Origin of the sequence: Gilliamella sp. B3892 (assembly GCF_026536305.1) — a bacterium.
Taxonomy (GTDB): Bacteria; Pseudomonadota; Gammaproteobacteria; order Enterobacterales; family Orbaceae; genus Gilliamella.
On record NZ_JAFNOK010000002.1, the window covers coordinates 70,362 to 86,732 of the forward strand.

Here is a 16,371-nt window from a genome sequence, read left to right on the forward strand (position 1 = left end):
AAAACGCTATGGCTAAATTAATCGCCATAGCGTTTTTAATGTCAGTAACGTCTTACTTCAATAAACTAGAAGCTTTTTCAACAACGTTTTTAACAGTGAAACCAAATTTCTCAAAGAGTTGTTCTGCCGGGCCTGACTCACCAAAGGTTGTCATACCCACTACTTTACCATTCAGACCCACATATTTATACCAGTAGTCACTAATGCCTGCTTCAATAGCGACACGAGCAGTTACGGTTGAAGGTAAAACTGATTCTTTATAAGCGCTATCTTGTTTATCAAACGCATCAGTACATGGCATTGAAACAACTCGCACTTTTCGACCTGCTTGAGTTAATTGGTGATAAGCTTCAACCGCAAGTTCAACTTCAGAGCCGGTAGCAATAAGAATTAATTCTGGTGTACCTTCGCAATCATTTAAGATATAGCCACCACGATAAACATTAGCTAATTGCTCAGCGGTGCGATCTTGTTGTTTAAGATTTTGTCTTGAGAAGATTAATGCAGTTGGGCCATCTTTGCGTTCAACAGCATATTGCCAAGCAATAGCCGATTCAACCTGATCACATGGGCGCCATGTGCTGACATTTGGTGTAACACGTAAACTTGCCATTTGCTCAACAGGTTGATGTGTTGGTCCATCTTCACCCAAACCGATAGAATCATGGGTATAAACAAACAGTGAACGAATTTTCATTAATGCAGCCATACGAATCGCGTTACGCGCGTATTCCATAAACATTAAGAAAGTCGCACCATACGGGATAAATCCACCATGAAGGGCAATACCATTCATGATTGCTGACATACCAAATTCACGTACACCATAATGGATATAATTACCATCCGGATTGGCTAAAATTTCTTTCGATCCTGACCACATGGTTAAATTACTCGGTGCTAAGTCAGCCGATCCGCCTAAAAATTCCGGAAGAACAGGAGCAAAAGCTTCGATCGCATTTTGTGATGCTTTACGCGTTGCAATCGTCGCCGGATTTGCTTGTAATTTAGCGATAAAATCTTTAGCTGTTTGTTGCCAGTTAGTTGGTAAATCACCATTGGCTCGACGTTTAAACTCTTTGGCTAGTTCCGGATACGCTTTTGCATAAGCATCAAAACGGCTATTCCATTCGTCTTCAATTTGTTTACCTTTTGCTTTTGCATCCCATGCATCATAATAGGCTTTTGGAATTTCAAATGCGCCATACGACCAGCCCAGTGCTTTACGCGTTGCTTCAATTTCAGCTTCACCTAGTGGCGCACCATGACTATCATGACTACCGGCTTTATTTGGTGAGCCAAATCCAATAACGGTTTTACACATTAAAAGCGACGGCTTATCGGTGACCGCTTGCGCCTCTTCAATGGCAACACTGATCGCTTTAGCATCGTGACCGTCAATGCCACGAATAACATGCCAACCATAAGCCTCAAAACGTTTAGCGGTATCATCAGTAAACCAACCGTCGATTTCACCGTCAATTGAGATACCATTATCATCATAGAAACTGATAAGTTTACCTAATTTAAGGGTACCGGCTAGTGAACACACTTCGTGAGAAATGCCTTCCATCATACATCCGTCACCCATAAACACATAAGTGAAGTGGTCTACAATGGTGTGACCGGGTTTGTTAAATTGTGCCGCTAATGTTCGCTCAGCAATCGCCATACCCACTGCGTTAGCAATACCTTGACCTAAAGGTCCGGTTGTCGTTTCAACACCCGGCACATGACCATATTCGGGGTGGCCTGCGGTTTTTGCATTTAATTGACGGAAGTTAATTAAATCGTCGAGAGTGACGTTATAACCGGTTAAGTGCAATAGACTATAAATCAACATAGACGCATGGCCATTTGATAAAACAAAGCGGTCACGATCAGCCCAGTTTGGGTTTGTTGGATTGTGTTTTAAGAATCCTCGCCATAGTACTTCAGCCATATCAGCCATTCCCATAGGTGCGCCTGGGTGGCCGGATTTCGCTTTTTGTACGCCATCCATGCTTAATGCCCTTATCGCATTCGCCAGTTCGCGGTGAGATAGTGTCGTTGCATTCATGTTCATGATCTCCAAAAAAATTTAATTAATATTCGTTATTGCCGCTACAGTAGTTGACTGTGCAGATTCGTTAATCAAGTTAACGAAAGAAAAAGAAAATTAAAGGGGAGCAAGCCCCCCAATTGTTATAAAAGTTCACCGATCATTTGTTCTAATTTACCTTGGTCAACGGCAAAAGCACGGATACCTTCAGCCAGTTTTTCAACTGCCATTGCATCGCTATTGTGTTGCCATCTAAACTCTGCTTCGCTCATTAATTCAGGGCGAGCAACGATAGGTTGATTCGGGTTAAGTTTTTGAACCACCGGCGCATCAGATTGTTGCATTTCGGCCAGTAAATTAGGTGAAATTGTTAGTCTGTCACAGCCCGCTAGCGCTAAGATTTGATCCACTTTACGGAAACTTGCTCCCATAACAATCGTTTTATAGCCATGTTGTTTGTAATAATTATAGATATTACGAACTGAAACCACGCCCGGATCTTCATCAGCAATATAAGGGTCGATAGGTTTTTTAGCTTGATACCAATCATAAATGCGACCAACAAAAGGAGAAATTAAAAAAGCATTCACTTCGGCACAAGCTCGTGCTTGGGCAAATGAGAATAACAACGTTAAGTTACAGTTAATACCTTCTTTTTCTAAAACTTCCGCAGCTTTAATACCTTCCCACGTTGAAGCGATTTTGATTAAGATTCTGGATTTATCAATGCCCTTCTCTTGATAAAGTTCGATAAGACGACGAGCTTTATCAATACAACCTTGCTTATCAAATGATAAACGCGCATCAACTTCGGTTGAAATGCGTCCGGGAACGATTTTTAAAATTTCCGCACCAATATTAACAGCGACTTGATCACAAGCATTAATTAATTGTTGTTGTTTGCTTCCACCGATCTTTTTGGCGGTTTCAATAGCTGAATCAATTAGATAACGGTATTGAGGAAGTTGAGCGGCTTTGAGAACTAAAGAAGGATTGGTAGTTGCATCTTCTGGGGAAAACTGCTTAATCGAATCGATATCACCGGTATCGGCCACAACGACGGTTAGTTTTTTAAATTCATCTAATTGACTCATACTTCTGTATCCTCTAGAACTTTAGGTGTTAAACACGATTATAATAGCATTTTTTCTATAATAAAACGACTGTTCAAGCCGTTAATTATGCCGCCATTTTACAACAAAAAACGATTAAAAACAGATTGAAAACAACGGCTAATATCAACGTTGAGTGATATTATTCTCCTAATTTTGGCGGCATAATTATTGAATAAAACAGTTATTCAAGATTATTTACTATATAATTCATCATAATAATTAATACGTTCAACTTTAGGTGTTGAACCCCCGCCCTCAAACTCTGATTCTAGCCATGCTTGTACCAGTTTTTTGGCCAGTTCAACGCCAATGACTCTGGCACCCATGGTCATAATCTGGGCATTGTTACTCTTTCTTGCTCGTTCAGCAGAAAAGACATCATGGCACTGAGCGGCTCGAATTCCCGGTACTTTATTGGCGGCGATCGCAACCCCAATCCCTGTACCACAAATTAAAATCCCACGTTCATGCTTACCCTCTTTTATTGAACAAGCAACAGCATTAGCCACATCGGGATATAAAGGATTTGTTGGCTGTTTATCACTGCTATAATCAACCGTTTCAATCCCTTGTTTAGTCAAATATTCAACAATGCTATTTCTGAACTCAAAAGCGGCATCGTCCGCGCCGATTGCGATAGTTTTCATATTAATTCCCACTCCTTAAATCACGAAAAATGAACATAAGTTCATATTAATATCATTTGTTATTTTTCGATATAAATAAATTCAGTTATGTGACATAAGTCTCGAAAATAGAATTTTTTTTTAAGGAAAAAAACCGCCATTTTATACATAAAAAATGATTTTATACTTAAACGTAGGTATTTTCTGAAACTTCTTGACAAGAATTATTCAAAGGTTACAACACAAAACATTTGATTAAAAGAGACAAGCGTAATGATTAGGGTAAAAACAATGTTTGGTTATTGAGCAATGATAAGCTAATAGATTGAACTGATATAAATCAAGCACAATCGATTGTCGCAATATCTGTTAGCTTGCTGGCGGTAGAATCCAGCTATAAATAGGTTGGGAAAGTAAATCACACCCGACACAAGTGCTACATTTGGTTGATTGACAGACTGTATTAGTTTCGTTGGTCATAACACTGATGATACCTTTATTGACCCAAAAGCTGAGCATTTGGCTTATCGCGCTTTCCGGTAAGCGAAAATGACGGGCAATATCTTGCAAGCTCACCCGCCCTTTTAACTGAACATAATCACGAATTGAGGTTATTAACATACTTACTTAAAGCGCAATATCTTAATTATTGCGCTCCCTTTTATGACATTAATTTGAGAAAACTAGTTACAACAACCGGTATCTTTTGTTGTCGGGCATTTTGGTAATGCCAAATGATTAAATAACGCTAACTGACCTACCTTACGCAAGCACGCCAGTAAAATGCCGATAAATAAACCACAACCAATCAACCAGTAAATGGCAGAATTGGTTTGCCCTAACAAAGTACATTGATAAAAGATGGTCGCAATCAACCACCCAATAATAAATGTCCAACCTGCAACAAACAGCATCCATTTGCTACCCGCTTCACGATAAACCGCCCCTAACGCAGCGGCACAAGGGGTATAAAGTAAAATAAAAATGAGATAAGCCATTGCTGATGTTGCGCTGACAAATGACAATTTGATTTTTGAAACGGTTTGCAAATTGACATCTAAATTATTTTCAATACTCTCCAGATCTTGATCTACCGTTGTCAGTCCTAACGGATCGACAAGTGCATCAGACAAATGGCTCAAATTTTCCGGTATAGTTGCCACAGCCGATTTAATGCCACCAACAAAGTCATATTGGTCGACATCGCTATCCTCACTATCCATTGAATAGAGTGAATTGAGTGTTGCAATAACAGCTTCTTTAGCAAATACCCCGGTAAAAATACCCACAGTTGCCGGCCAGTTTTGCTTATCAATCCCCATAGGTTCAAATACCGGCGTGACCTTTTTACCGATTAGTGATAGCACCGAATTATCAGAATTTTGATGACCAAATGCGTTATCTGTCCCCCATGAATTGAGCACGCTAAGCACCGTAACCATAATCACAATCGCTTTACCAGCCCGCACCATAAACCCCTTAAGGCGTTGCCAGGTTAATTTCAGCATACTGCTTAAGGTGGGTATTCGATAGACCGGCATTTCCATAATAAAAGGGGTTAATTCGCCTTTTAATAAAGTAATTTTTAGAATAAATCCCGTAATAATCGCTACCGCTATGCCCAGTAAATATAAAATAAATACCACGGTTGATGCATAATGCGGAAAAAAAATAACAGCAAACAGCGTATAAACCGGTAAACGAGCACCACAGGACATAAAAGGGATCATGCAAATTGACATAATGCGGTCACGAGTGCTTTCCAGCGTTCGTGTGCCCATAATGGCCGGTACACCACAGCCAAAGCCAACTAACATTGGTACAAAAGCTTTACCCGGTAACCCGATAGCTCGCATAGCCCGATCGACAATCATTGCGGCGCGAGCTAAATAACCACTGTCTTCTAAAAAAGAGAGGACAAAAAACATGGCCGCAATAACCGGCACAAAGGTCGAGACAGTGGTAATGCCGGTACCAATACCGTCAGCCAATAGCACATTTAACCACAACGGAGCATTAATTGAGTGGAGTAAATAAGAGACGCCACCAACAAAGATTGTTGTAAATACCCCTTCGAAAAAGTCGATAAATACGGAGCCAAAATTAATCGCAACAAAAAACATGGCGTACATCGCAAAGAGAAAAAACGGAATGCCACTTAGTCGCCCTAAAACCCATTTATCGAGTTTTTCAGTAAAGCTGATACTTAGCTCCCGCGGTTTATCAATCACGGATTTACATAACCAATCGATAGTTTCATAACGAGCACTGGCTAACGCCACATCGATTTGATTATCGCACCATGCTGATAGTGAATGTCGGCAGTTTTCAAGCTTTTCATTTTCATAATCATTTAACGCATAATGCGCACTATCTAATAACGCATCGATAAGTTGCCAGCGATTAAACTGGTGCACAATACTCTTATCGGGTAATTGACTAATAAAACGGTTGATAATGCTATGTTGCTCGTCACCTAACGTATCGATCGTTGGTTTTGCCACTTGTCGGGTGTTAACCATTTTTTTTATGAGTGAATGAAGTAAATCAATACCCGTTTTACGTTTCGATGAGATAGCCACAACCGGACAGCCCAGCAAATCTGATAATTTTCCAATATTAATTGACTCACCCATAGCCTTAAGCGCATCGGTCATATTAAGCACGACCAACATAGGAACTTGTAGATCAATTAGCTGCATGGTGAGATATAAACTACGCTGCAAATTTGTTACATCAATAATATTAACGATCACACTATCTTGATTTGTTAATACAAATTCACGGGCGATTAACTCATCTTGCGAAACACGCTGTGGATCAGTTTCAATCGAATAAGTACCGGGAAGATCAATAATCTCATATTGTTGATTTTCAATCGTTAATATCCCACTTTTACGCTCAACAGTGACCCCAGGCCAATTACCTACTCGCTGTTTGGCACCGGTGAGTAAATTAAATAGTGTGGTTTTACCGCTATTAGGATTGCCTATCAGTGCCACCTTCATGGTTTAATCTCCTGAACTTGAATTGATGATGCTTCAAGCCGACGTAGGCAAAGAAAAAATCCTCGTATTTTAATTTCGATAGGATCACCCAGTGGCGCTATACGTACTACGGTTACTTTACAACCGGGTGTGATCCCCATAGCGAGTAGTTTACGACGAAAAGGAGAACAATCCGGCAAAAGCCGATAGATAACCGCCTCTTGACCTATAGCGAGGTGATTGAGTGTTAGGACAGACATTAAATTTCCTAGGTTGATTCGATTTTGAAAGATCTATTTAATAATGCGAACGATTCGCAATATTAATACACATCTAATGAGAAAAAAATAAAGGCAATATTAAAAAAATGGAAATGATTGTCAGTATAATGGTGAAAAAACATCAATTTTTAATAATTTTTTTACTAAATGGATCGATAGGCTAATTTTACTTTTCTGCTAATACTTGTCGTTTAAAAATCACCCTGATTTTTACTTATTACTAGCTGTTTCCACCATACTAAGAATTAGCTTAGTTGAGCCAATAAATTGATTATCAATCAAAAGCGTAAACCGCTAAATAGGTTAATTATCTTCATTGCTGTGTTAAGCTGTTAACTGTTATAATCATTTTATTCTTCGCCTATTTGGAACTATTTTTATGTATAAAATCTACGGTATTAAAAATTGTAATACCATGAAAAAAGCCTTTACTTGGTTAGATGAACATCAGATTGATTATCAATTTCATAACTACAAAACAGACGGCCTTTCGGCAGAGCTTTTACAATCTTTTCTGAAATTAGTCGATTGGCAAAGTTTGCTTAATACCCGTGGCACAACTTGGCGTAAACTTGATGAGTCCGTTCGAGCAAAAATTGATAACGAACAAGCAGCCATTAAAATTATATTAGACAATCCTTCGATTTTAAAACGCCCTTTATTGATAAATGGGCAACGAGCGTTGTTAGGATTTTCCGACGAAAGTTATTCACAATTTGTCAGCCAACCAAAATAAGATTGAGATCACCATGAATGAACCTGTTATTGCCTTAACTAAAGCACTGATTGCCGAAAATTCGATAAGCCCTGATGATAAAAATTGTCAGAAAATCATTATCGAACGATTAAAACCGCTGGGATTTACGATTGAAGAAGTCAATATCGGCCAGACGAAAAATTTATGGGCTTATCATGGTGATCGCCAGGCTAAAACGTTGATGTTTGCCGGTCATACCGATGTTGTGCCAGCGGGCGACGAAAGTAAATGGCAATACCCGCCTTTTGAACCGACCATAGATGAAAATGGCGTACTTTACGGGCGCGGCGCTTCGGATATGAAAAGCGGCGTTGCCGCCATGGTGTGTGCCGCTGAAGCGTTTGTTAAAAAGTATCCTAACCATAGCGGCTGTGTTGCTTTTTTACTGACCTCTGATGAAGAGGCCGATGCCACCGACGGAACGACTAAAGTTGTGGATTTATTAATGAAACGGCAAGAACGAGTGGATTATTGTATCGTTGGCGAGCCGTCAAGTGATAGTGTGCTGGGTGATCAAATCAAAAATGGTCGTCGAGGCTCATTAACAGCCAATTTAGTGGTACACGGTATTCAAGGCCACGTTGCCTATCCTCACCTTGCTGATAACCCGGTACACCGTTTTGCACCAGCTTTACATGAACTTGTTACCACAGTTTGGGATAACGGCAATCAATATTTTCCGCAAACTACCATGCAAGTAGCCAATATCAATGGTGGAACAGGCGCAGAAAATGTTGTTCCCGGTGAGTTGTCTGTACAATTTAATTTTCGTTATAGTAGTGAACTGACTGATGACATCATCAAATCCCGTGTTGAGCAAATTTTACAAAAACACCATTTGAACTATACCTTAACTTGGCGACTATCGGGTCACCCATTTTTAACACCACAAGGTGAATTAACTAACGCTGCGGCGAAAGCAATTAAACAATTTACTCAAATTGACACACAATTATCGACCAGTGGTGGCACATCGGACGGCCGTTTTATTGCCAAAATGGGATGTCAGGTTATCGAATTAGGCGTGCTTAATAAAACCATTCATAAAGTCAATGAAAATGCTAATTGTCAGGATATCATTACCTTAACTGCTATCTATCAAAACATACTTGAACAGTTATTATTGGCCTAACAGCTATTTAATTTCAGCGTTTTTAAACTGGTAATAAAGCGGTCGTTTATTACTCCGCTTTATATCAAGCACATGACCTTTGCAAAAGGAGATAACATGGAATGGCTAAAAGATTATTGGTGGATTATTTTAATCATCTTAATTGGCATCTTTATTAACACCATTAAAGCGTTAAACAAACTTAGCTATAAACACTATCTTGAAAAAAAGAAAGGGATAAAACCTATCCCTTATCAAGATGATGATGACGATGATTGGCCGTCAAATAATAAACCGCATAAAAATTAATACGTTTAGCGAAAATCTTCCTTATTGCTTGAAAACAGCGCCGGATGACGATAACGATCGACCCACATTGCTGTCGAACCACAAACAGCAATTGGCATAATAATTAAATTTAACAATGGCACCATGGTAAAAAGGCTGACTAAACTGCCAAAGATTAAATTATCTGCACGGTCTTGTCGAAGTAGTTGTCGCATTCGGTCAAAGGTGATCTTATGATTATCAAATGCATAATCAGCATATTGGATATTAACTTGCCATGCGGTAAATAAAAACCAGATCACCGGCGTTACCGATTGCCCAAAAACCGGAATAAAATAGCTAAGTAGAATTGGAATTGCCCACAGTAAATAATAACCTAATTTTTGCAGTTCACGACGAAAAATCCTAGGTAGATCTTTGATTAAACTCAACCACGAGGTATCGGGGGATGTAATACCGGTTAATTGCGCTTCAACTTGCTCAGCAAGCAAACCATTAAATGGCGCTGCAATCAGGTTGGCTACGGTACTGAAAAAGTAACAAAAGAGTATCACCAGCATTATAATCACAATAAAACCGATAATGTAACCGAGCCAATGCAGCCAGCTAGGTACGAAAGATAATCCCCAATCCACAAAGCCGGTAATCGAGGTGAAAAACCAATAAAATAGCGCTGACATAATCACAATATTTGCAATCAGCGGTAAAAAAACATAGCGCTTAATACCGGGACTAAACGCCAAAGACCAACCTTGCATAAAATAATCAAACCCCGATTTTCTATGTAATTGAGGTTGATTAAAATGTCGATTGTCATTTTTATCTTCTAATTTGTTTGAATTCACATTCAGTTCCTTTAATTTAAATTTAGTGCCGAAAATAGTTATATTAAAACGATCAGTGATAACACTGTGGTCATTTAATTCACGTTTAAATAGTTTAAGATAATGATTTAAGGCACTGGTTAACTTCTTGCTTAATCGCCTTCATTAAGTCATTTCGGCCGGTTAAGTGATACTGTTTTATCACTTGTTGCTCACTTTGAGGATTATGCAGTAACGTTTTTAAAATGGTTAATTTTACTAAGGGTAATTGTTGCTCATGGTGCTGACATAATCGGCAAAGTGCAGCATAAGTTGCTTGAAAAGGACGATGATAGCAGCAAAATCCATAAAGTTCATCTATATCTTGTATTGATAAATGTTGGTTATCATCGATGTTTAACATTGTATCAAAAGGTAAATCGATAATATTTTTAAGCCAAAACGCATTGCGGGCAAGTTTTCGCTGTAATTTGTCAGTTAATGCCTGCCCTTGTTCGGTCAAAGGTCGCAATGCCATAACAGAGTAACTACCACTACTGGCTTGTTTATGGCTTGCAATATGGACTGGCGTAAAACCACAAGCTAGCCAAAACCGATAATTTTCTTCACTGTAGGCAAAGCTTACAGATAAAAAATCATGATGCTGATTGATTGCTTTTGCCATAATCGTTTCGATTAATTGCTTGGCAATATGTTGTCGACGATAAGCACTGGCAACCACGATACGATTAATCCTTAAAGAGTGTAACTGAGCGGCTTGTTTTTCACCGGCATGAGCAACTAAGGATTGCGCCACTAAATTACCTTTAGGTCGACGGCTACCTTGCCATACTTGTTCGATCAGCTCATCGGGCAAATTACCCTCATCAATGGTGACAGCGGCGGCAATGGTTTTATCAGCCATAGTAGCTTGAAATACGCTTAAGTTTTGCGCATCAAACAGGCGCCTTAAATCGATTAATGTGGTTTGATAATGCGCCATTTTTAACAAATAAAAGATCGACCTTAATAGGCTAATATTCGATCTATCTACCTTTGAGTAACTCACTGATTGTGAATAGCTAGGTGAAGAATCTGCTTGGCTCAAGCCACCGTTTAGTAATAGACGATCGGTAAATTGCTCAACCACATCCCCCGCTTGCCAGCGAATTGGCGTGTTAAGCGCAAAAATTTGATAGGATTTATCGTGTAAAAGTTTTAGTAAAAAACCCTGACCGGTACCTTCATAGCCTTCAACGGTGGTGGTTAATAATACCCGACGATTTTGCGCTAATGCTAAATTTAGTAATTTGTCGAGCATCGGTAATGGGATCATGGCAGCTTCGTCAATAATCAAGTAATCGGCTACCAGTTCGGTAGCGTTTTCAATTAAGTCATCGGGCGCATCAAACCGGATATCGGGCTTAGCAAATTCAAAAAAAGTGGCCAGCGCACCCTTGTTTGGAGCAGTTACTTGACAAGGTTGATGACGGCTAAATAGACCGGCTAAAGCGGATTTGCCACGCCCTCTTTTAGCAAGCAAAACATTAATGCGTTTATCACTCTCTAAAAGCTGTGTGAGTACTTTTTGCTGCTCAGACACATCGATAGCGAGCGTATCTATTGGTGGAAAATCTTGACTGAGAAAGCCGGCAAACTCAGCTAACGTTTGTTGCAAATGCGCAACAAAGTTAGGCACACCAATAGGTAAGCAACTTTCATTCCACCGTAAACTGTCCTGATCTTGCCAATCATTAAAATTCTGCGGTAACAGTAATATTAATACACTGCCTTTCACCAGTGTACCAACCAACATAGCAAAAGCATCAAGATTAAATGCTTCGGTGGCATCAAAAATGGCATGCAAATATTGTTGACCGAGCAAAGCTTTGGTTTTAGTTGGCTCAACAATATTTGGGAGATAATCGGGCAAGTCGGACTGCGCAGTAACAGTTATCCAATCGCCATGATGCTTATCGATTGTGTTACTTAATTGGTTAAATAGTTGCTTTGCCTCACCATGTAACACCCATAGCTTTCTGGTGCTATTAGGATTCATAGTTTAACTTTTACCAATCAGCAAGGATAATATGCCGGCGGCAATCAAAGGACCAACAGGAATACCTTTAAAGAAGGAAACGCCAATTAGCGTACCAATAATTAAGCCATTGATAATAGTTGGCTGAGCACCAATTAACGAAATGCCACGGGTGCCGAGCCATGAAACCAATATACCCACTAAAATCGCCAGCAAAGATTGCCATGTGGTAAATGATTTAACAATGTCACTGATCTTTAATGATCCGTCGGCTAAAGGTACCATCATTGCCGCGGTTAAAATAACAATGCCAATGGTTAAACCATATTTATTCAGAAATGGGAAATAGCTGATAAGGGGTGTAAGTTTGAAAAGTAACAACAGTAAAACGGCAAACGTCACTGTGTTATTATGGGTTAAATAACACAGTGCTGCTAATCCCAATAGTAGAAAAAAAGAGATATCAAACTGAGCAAACATTACAATGGAACACCAATACGCTTAGCGACTTCTTCGTAAGCTTCAATGACGCCACCCAATCCTTGACGAAAACGGTCTTTATCCATTTTTTTCAAAGTCTCTTTTTCCCATAAACGACATCCGTCAGGTGAAAACTCATCGCCTAAGGTGATTTCGCCGTCAAATAAGCCAAACTCTAATTTGTAATCAACTAAAATTAATCCGGCTTTATCGAATAATTCAGTTAATATGGTATTGATTTTAAAGCTTAGCGCTTGCATTTCATCAAGCTGTTCATCACTGGCTAAGCCGAATGTTTTGCAGTGCGAGCGGTTAACCATTGGATCATGTAACGCATCGTTCTTCAAAAATAATTCAAATGTTGGCGGATTGAGTACTCTGCCCTCTTCAATACCTAAGCGCTTAACTAACGACCCTGCCGCACGATTGCGTACCACGCACTCAACGGGCAACATTTCAAGTTTTTTTACGATAACTTCATTATCTGATAGTAAAGCTTCAACTTGGGTTGGAATACCCGCTTCACGCAATTTCGTCATAATAAAGTAGTTAAATTTATTGTTTACCATACCTTTACGTTCTAATTGTTCAATTCGTAGTCCATCGAATGCAGATGTATCATTTCTAAACTCAAGAATTAGGAGTTCAGGATTGTCAGTGGTATAGACCGTTTTTGCTTTACCACGATAAAGCTCAGCCAACTTTTTCATCTTTATAACCTTATATCAAATTGCCAATAAATAATTAAGGAGCTAATCGCTCCTTAAATTCAAAACTATAGTGTTGCTATGATTAGCACTCATTTGACAGATAACTTGAAATAGCAACATTGCCTGCTCCTTTAAGCTTTAACGCAAAACCCGTCCGATAAGACTCAACCGGGTTATTTATCAGAAATTAGTTTTTAAGATCTTCTTTCAATTCTTGGCTTAGTGATGATCTTTCTGTTTGCTCTGCACCTGTATTTTCATCATTATCTGTTTTGCGTGGTACCACACGTAAAGATTCAGGGGCAACTTCATCCATAATATCATTGAATAAGCCCACTACATAACGTTGAACTTCAATTGGTTGGGATAAGATATCTTCATTTCCACGTGTTAACGAAGTTAAACGTAACGTAATTGTTTCTGTTTGACCGAGCACTTCTCTGTTAAAAACAAAGGAAGCTTCAATGGATTGATCTTCATCAGCCCGAACAATAAACGCTTTGTCAGTCGTAATTGATTTATTATCACTGTGTTTAATTGGGATGTTTTTATTTGTTAAAACATTACCAATTCGCCCCCAAACATTATCACTCAATGGCGTATTAAAAGTGACTGCGCCATTACTGTAGTCAGCAAATGCATCGGCAATAGTAGGAATCGGTAAAACTGGCGGTCTAATATCTAGTTTTTTGCCCAATGCACCTTGCACCTCGTTATTATCAACGTAATAATCATTCGTTTCAGCAGGAACAGTGACACCTTGCGGAATGATTAACGGTTTTAGTGCCGGTGATTGAAGATAATCTTCATTACCGTCGACTTCACGTTTGTAATTTTGATCACTACCACAGCCAACAAGAAATACAGAAACTATTGTTGTTAAAATAGCGATTTTTTTTATGGCATTACTTTTAGATAAAGTTTTATTAAACATAGATATCTGCTTATTAATTAAAGGTTATACATAAATTACAGTAAATTGGCTTCTTTTAACGCTTTTTCAACCACAGGAATTGAAGCTTCGCTCAGCGATACCATTGGTAAACGGATTGTTGCATTTTCCATTAAACCTAATTTTGCACAAGCCCATTTTACTGGCGTTGGGTTTGGTTCAATAAATAAATTACTATGCAAAGCTAATAGTGTATCATTCAACATTCGTGCTTCTTTAATTTTGTTTTGCGCAGCAAGTTCACAAACAGTTGCGACCTGTTTTGCTGCCACATTAGCCGTAACAGAAATGACGCCGTCGCCACCTAAAATCATAAAATCTAAAAAGGTTGAATCATCACCGCTGAGCAGTTTGAAATCATCGCCGACTAATTTTCTGGTTTTATAAACTCGAGATAAGTCACCTGTTGCATCTTTTAGTGCCACAATATTTTTAATTTTGGCTAATCGCCCTACCGTTTCAGGTTTGATATCGCTGCTGGTTCTGCCCGGTACATTATAAAGAATTTGCGGTAGCGCTGTGCTTTCGGCTATCGCTTTGAAATGTTGATACATGCCTTCTTGAGTAGGCTTATTGTAGTATGGCGCAACGGTCAAACATCCCACTACGCCAATATTTTCAACCCGGCGGGTTAATTCAATGGCTTCTTTAGTTGCATTAGCGCCAGTGCCGGCAATGATGTCAATGCGGCCATCAGCGTACTCAATAGTGCGTTTAATGACATCAATATGTTCATGATGATCAAGCGTTGCTGATTCGCCAGTGGTACCGACTGAAACAATAGCACAAGTGCCGCTTGCAATATGATATTCTACCAATTTTTTTAAGCTTACATGGTCGACATTTCCTTTAGTATCCATTGGGGTGACAAGTGCGACCAGACTTCCTGTAAACATAAAGCGACCTCTCATATTATGTGTTTATAAAACAACTTAAAAGAATAAAAAAACTGCGAATAAGTATGCGATATTTCTTATTTAAATTCAACTTTTGTTATGCAGGATTATCAATATCGATAAAAATATTTTCTAAGTTATAGTTTCGCGCTAACCATTCACCTAGCATTTTAATACCATATCGCTCAGTAGCGTGATGTCCACAGGCATAAAAATTGATACCGTATTCACGTGCAATGTGAATAGTTCGTTCAGAGACTTCGCCAGTAAAAAAAGCATCAAATCCTTGCAAGGCAGCAGTTTCAATAAAATCTTGTCCGCCACCGCTACACCAAGCTACACGTTGAATCACCACAGGGGCATTATCACCACAAAACAGAACGGAGGATTGATTGTTGTGTAAGATTTTTTCAAGTAAATTTTTGAATTCTAATGCAGTCATCGCTTCAGATAAGCGACCTTTAAACAGCAGATCGGTTATATCTTCACGCTTATCCATTTCGATATTTAATCGCTGGGCTAATTGTGCATTATTTCCTAGGATTGGGTGACCGTCTAATGGTAAATGATAACCAAACAAGTTAATGTCATTCGAGAGTAGCGTTTTGAGTCGTTGATATTTTATGCCGGTAATGGTTTGCGGTTCACTTTTCCAAAAATAGCCATGATGAACTAATATCGCATCGGCTTGCAATTCAACCGCCTTATCTAACAAGCGTTGACAAGCTGTAACCCCAGTCACAATTTTTTTAATTTCACTTCGGCCTTGCACTTGTAATCCATTGGGGGCATAGTCACGATAGCGTAATACTTGCAGTTCAGTATCAATAATGTGTTGAAGTTCGAAATTATGCACAATACTCCTCGCTATTTTTATACTCAAACATAGGGTAAATCTGAAACTTTTTGACAAACAGCTAACCGTTAAAATTAGCTTTAAAATGTTGAGTCCTTTTAATTGACGCCAATTATAGACGCTTTCTGAAAATATCTCACGTGATATTATGTTGAAGTGATAATTAACCTAATTCACATTTATCCACTACGATTGGCAGCCCATTATCATTATGCTGAATCAAGATAAATCTTGATATTAAATAATACCTCTTTAACCCATTGACTTTAACCAATCACAACAAAAAGATTCTATCTGTTACTTTAAACAAATTAGGATAAAAGCACTTTTTACATTGTTCAATTGCTGATTGACTTGTTTTCCAGTTAAATCTTGTGAAAAATTGACGCAGGGCGCAACAAACTAAAAAACTTGGTGTAATTTACTGATT

The 16,371-nt window shown here is 38.9% G+C and carries 16 protein-coding genes; 3 read left to right on the top strand and 13 right to left on the bottom strand.

What is annotated here, in order from left to right; all coding sequences use genetic code 11:
* Positions 1-52: 52 nt before the first annotated feature.
* The 6 genes from tkt to J3U74_RS03035 form a co-directional block, all read right to left on the bottom strand.
* Positions 53-2,059: a transketolase gene (gene tkt / locus J3U74_RS03010; protein WP_220219627.1), complete on the bottom strand. Its 2,007-nt coding sequence runs from the start codon at positions 2,057-2,059 to the stop codon at positions 53-55.
* Positions 2,060-2,184: 125 nt separating this feature from the next.
* The gene (gene tal / locus J3U74_RS03015) at positions 2,185-3,135 is read right to left on the bottom strand and encodes a transaldolase (RefSeq protein ID WP_220219373.1); all 951 of its coding nucleotides are present in this window, start codon (positions 3,133-3,135) and stop codon (positions 2,185-2,187) included.
* 212 nt (positions 3,136-3,347) lie between these two features.
* On the bottom strand, positions 3,348-3,803 hold the full coding sequence (gene rpiB / locus J3U74_RS03020; RefSeq protein WP_220219372.1) for a ribose 5-phosphate isomerase B: 456 nt from the start codon (positions 3,801-3,803) through the stop codon (positions 3,348-3,350).
* A 348-nt stretch (positions 3,804-4,151) separates the two neighbouring features.
* A complete protein-coding gene (locus J3U74_RS03025; RefSeq protein WP_267329715.1) occupies positions 4,152-4,403 on the bottom strand; it encodes a FeoC-like transcriptional regulator in 252 nt (83 codons plus the stop codon).
* Between the two features lie 62 nt (positions 4,404-4,465).
* Positions 4,466-6,790, bottom strand: a complete 2,325-nt coding sequence (gene feoB, locus J3U74_RS03030; RefSeq protein WP_267329714.1) for a Fe(2+) transporter permease subunit FeoB — start codon at positions 6,788-6,790, stop codon at positions 4,466-4,468.
* Positions 6,787-7,029 carry a FeoA family protein gene (locus tag J3U74_RS03035; protein ID WP_220219369.1) on the bottom strand — a complete coding sequence of 81 codons (243 nt, stop codon included), beginning with the start codon at positions 7,027-7,029 and terminating at the stop codon, positions 6,787-6,789. Before J3U74_RS03035 ends, feoB begins: the two co-directional genes overlap by 4 nt.
* Before the next feature lie 400 nt (positions 7,030-7,429).
* Here J3U74_RS03035 and J3U74_RS03040 point away from each other — a divergent pair, with 400 nt between their 5' ends.
* From J3U74_RS03040 to J3U74_RS03050, 3 genes are all read left to right on the top strand, one after another.
* A complete protein-coding gene (locus J3U74_RS03040; protein WP_267329713.1) occupies positions 7,430-7,786 on the top strand; it encodes an ArsC family reductase in 357 nt (118 codons plus the stop codon).
* 13 nt (positions 7,787-7,799) lie between these two features.
* Complete coding sequence (gene dapE, locus J3U74_RS03045) at positions 7,800-8,939, top strand: succinyl-diaminopimelate desuccinylase (protein ID WP_267329712.1); 1,140 nt, start codon at positions 7,800-7,802, stop codon at positions 8,937-8,939.
* Positions 8,940-9,035: 96 nt separating this feature from the next.
* A complete protein-coding gene (locus J3U74_RS03050) occupies positions 9,036-9,227 on the top strand; it encodes a YpfN family protein (protein WP_220219366.1) in 192 nt (63 codons plus the stop codon).
* A 5-nt stretch (positions 9,228-9,232) separates the two neighbouring features.
* Here the strand turns inward: J3U74_RS03050 and cysZ are convergent, their stop codons facing one another.
* The 7 genes from cysZ to J3U74_RS03085 all read right to left on the bottom strand — a co-directional run bounded on the left by cysZ (position 9,233) and on the right by J3U74_RS03085 (position 15,941).
* Positions 9,233-10,051, bottom strand: coding sequence for a sulfate transporter CysZ (gene cysZ, locus J3U74_RS03055; protein WP_220219365.1), 819 nt, complete (start codon positions 10,049-10,051; stop codon positions 9,233-9,235).
* Between the two features lie 94 nt (positions 10,052-10,145).
* Complete coding sequence (locus J3U74_RS03060; RefSeq protein ID WP_267329711.1) at positions 10,146-12,068, bottom strand: tRNA(Met) cytidine acetyltransferase TmcA; 1,923 nt, start codon at positions 12,066-12,068, stop codon at positions 10,146-10,148.
* 3 nt (positions 12,069-12,071) lie between these two features.
* Entirely contained in the window at positions 12,072-12,527 is a 456-nt protein-coding gene (locus J3U74_RS03065; RefSeq protein ID WP_267329710.1) for a DUF441 domain-containing protein, read from the bottom strand.
* Entirely contained in the window at positions 12,527-13,237 is a 711-nt protein-coding gene (gene purC / locus J3U74_RS03070; protein WP_267329709.1) for a phosphoribosylaminoimidazolesuccinocarboxamide synthase, read from the bottom strand. The genes J3U74_RS03065 and purC overlap by 1 nt, the downstream gene beginning before the upstream one ends.
* Before the next feature lie 187 nt (positions 13,238-13,424).
* Positions 13,425-14,171, bottom strand: coding sequence for an outer membrane protein assembly factor BamC (bamC, locus tag J3U74_RS03075; protein WP_267329708.1), 747 nt, complete (start codon positions 14,169-14,171; stop codon positions 13,425-13,427).
* Positions 14,172-14,206: 35 nt separating this feature from the next.
* Complete coding sequence (gene dapA, locus J3U74_RS03080) at positions 14,207-15,085, bottom strand: 4-hydroxy-tetrahydrodipicolinate synthase (protein ID WP_267329707.1); 879 nt, start codon at positions 15,083-15,085, stop codon at positions 14,207-14,209.
* A 97-nt stretch (positions 15,086-15,182) separates the two neighbouring features.
* A complete protein-coding gene (locus tag J3U74_RS03085) occupies positions 15,183-15,941 on the bottom strand; it encodes a Nif3-like dinuclear metal center hexameric protein (protein WP_267329706.1) in 759 nt (252 codons plus the stop codon).
* Positions 15,942-16,371: the final 430 nt, after the last annotated feature.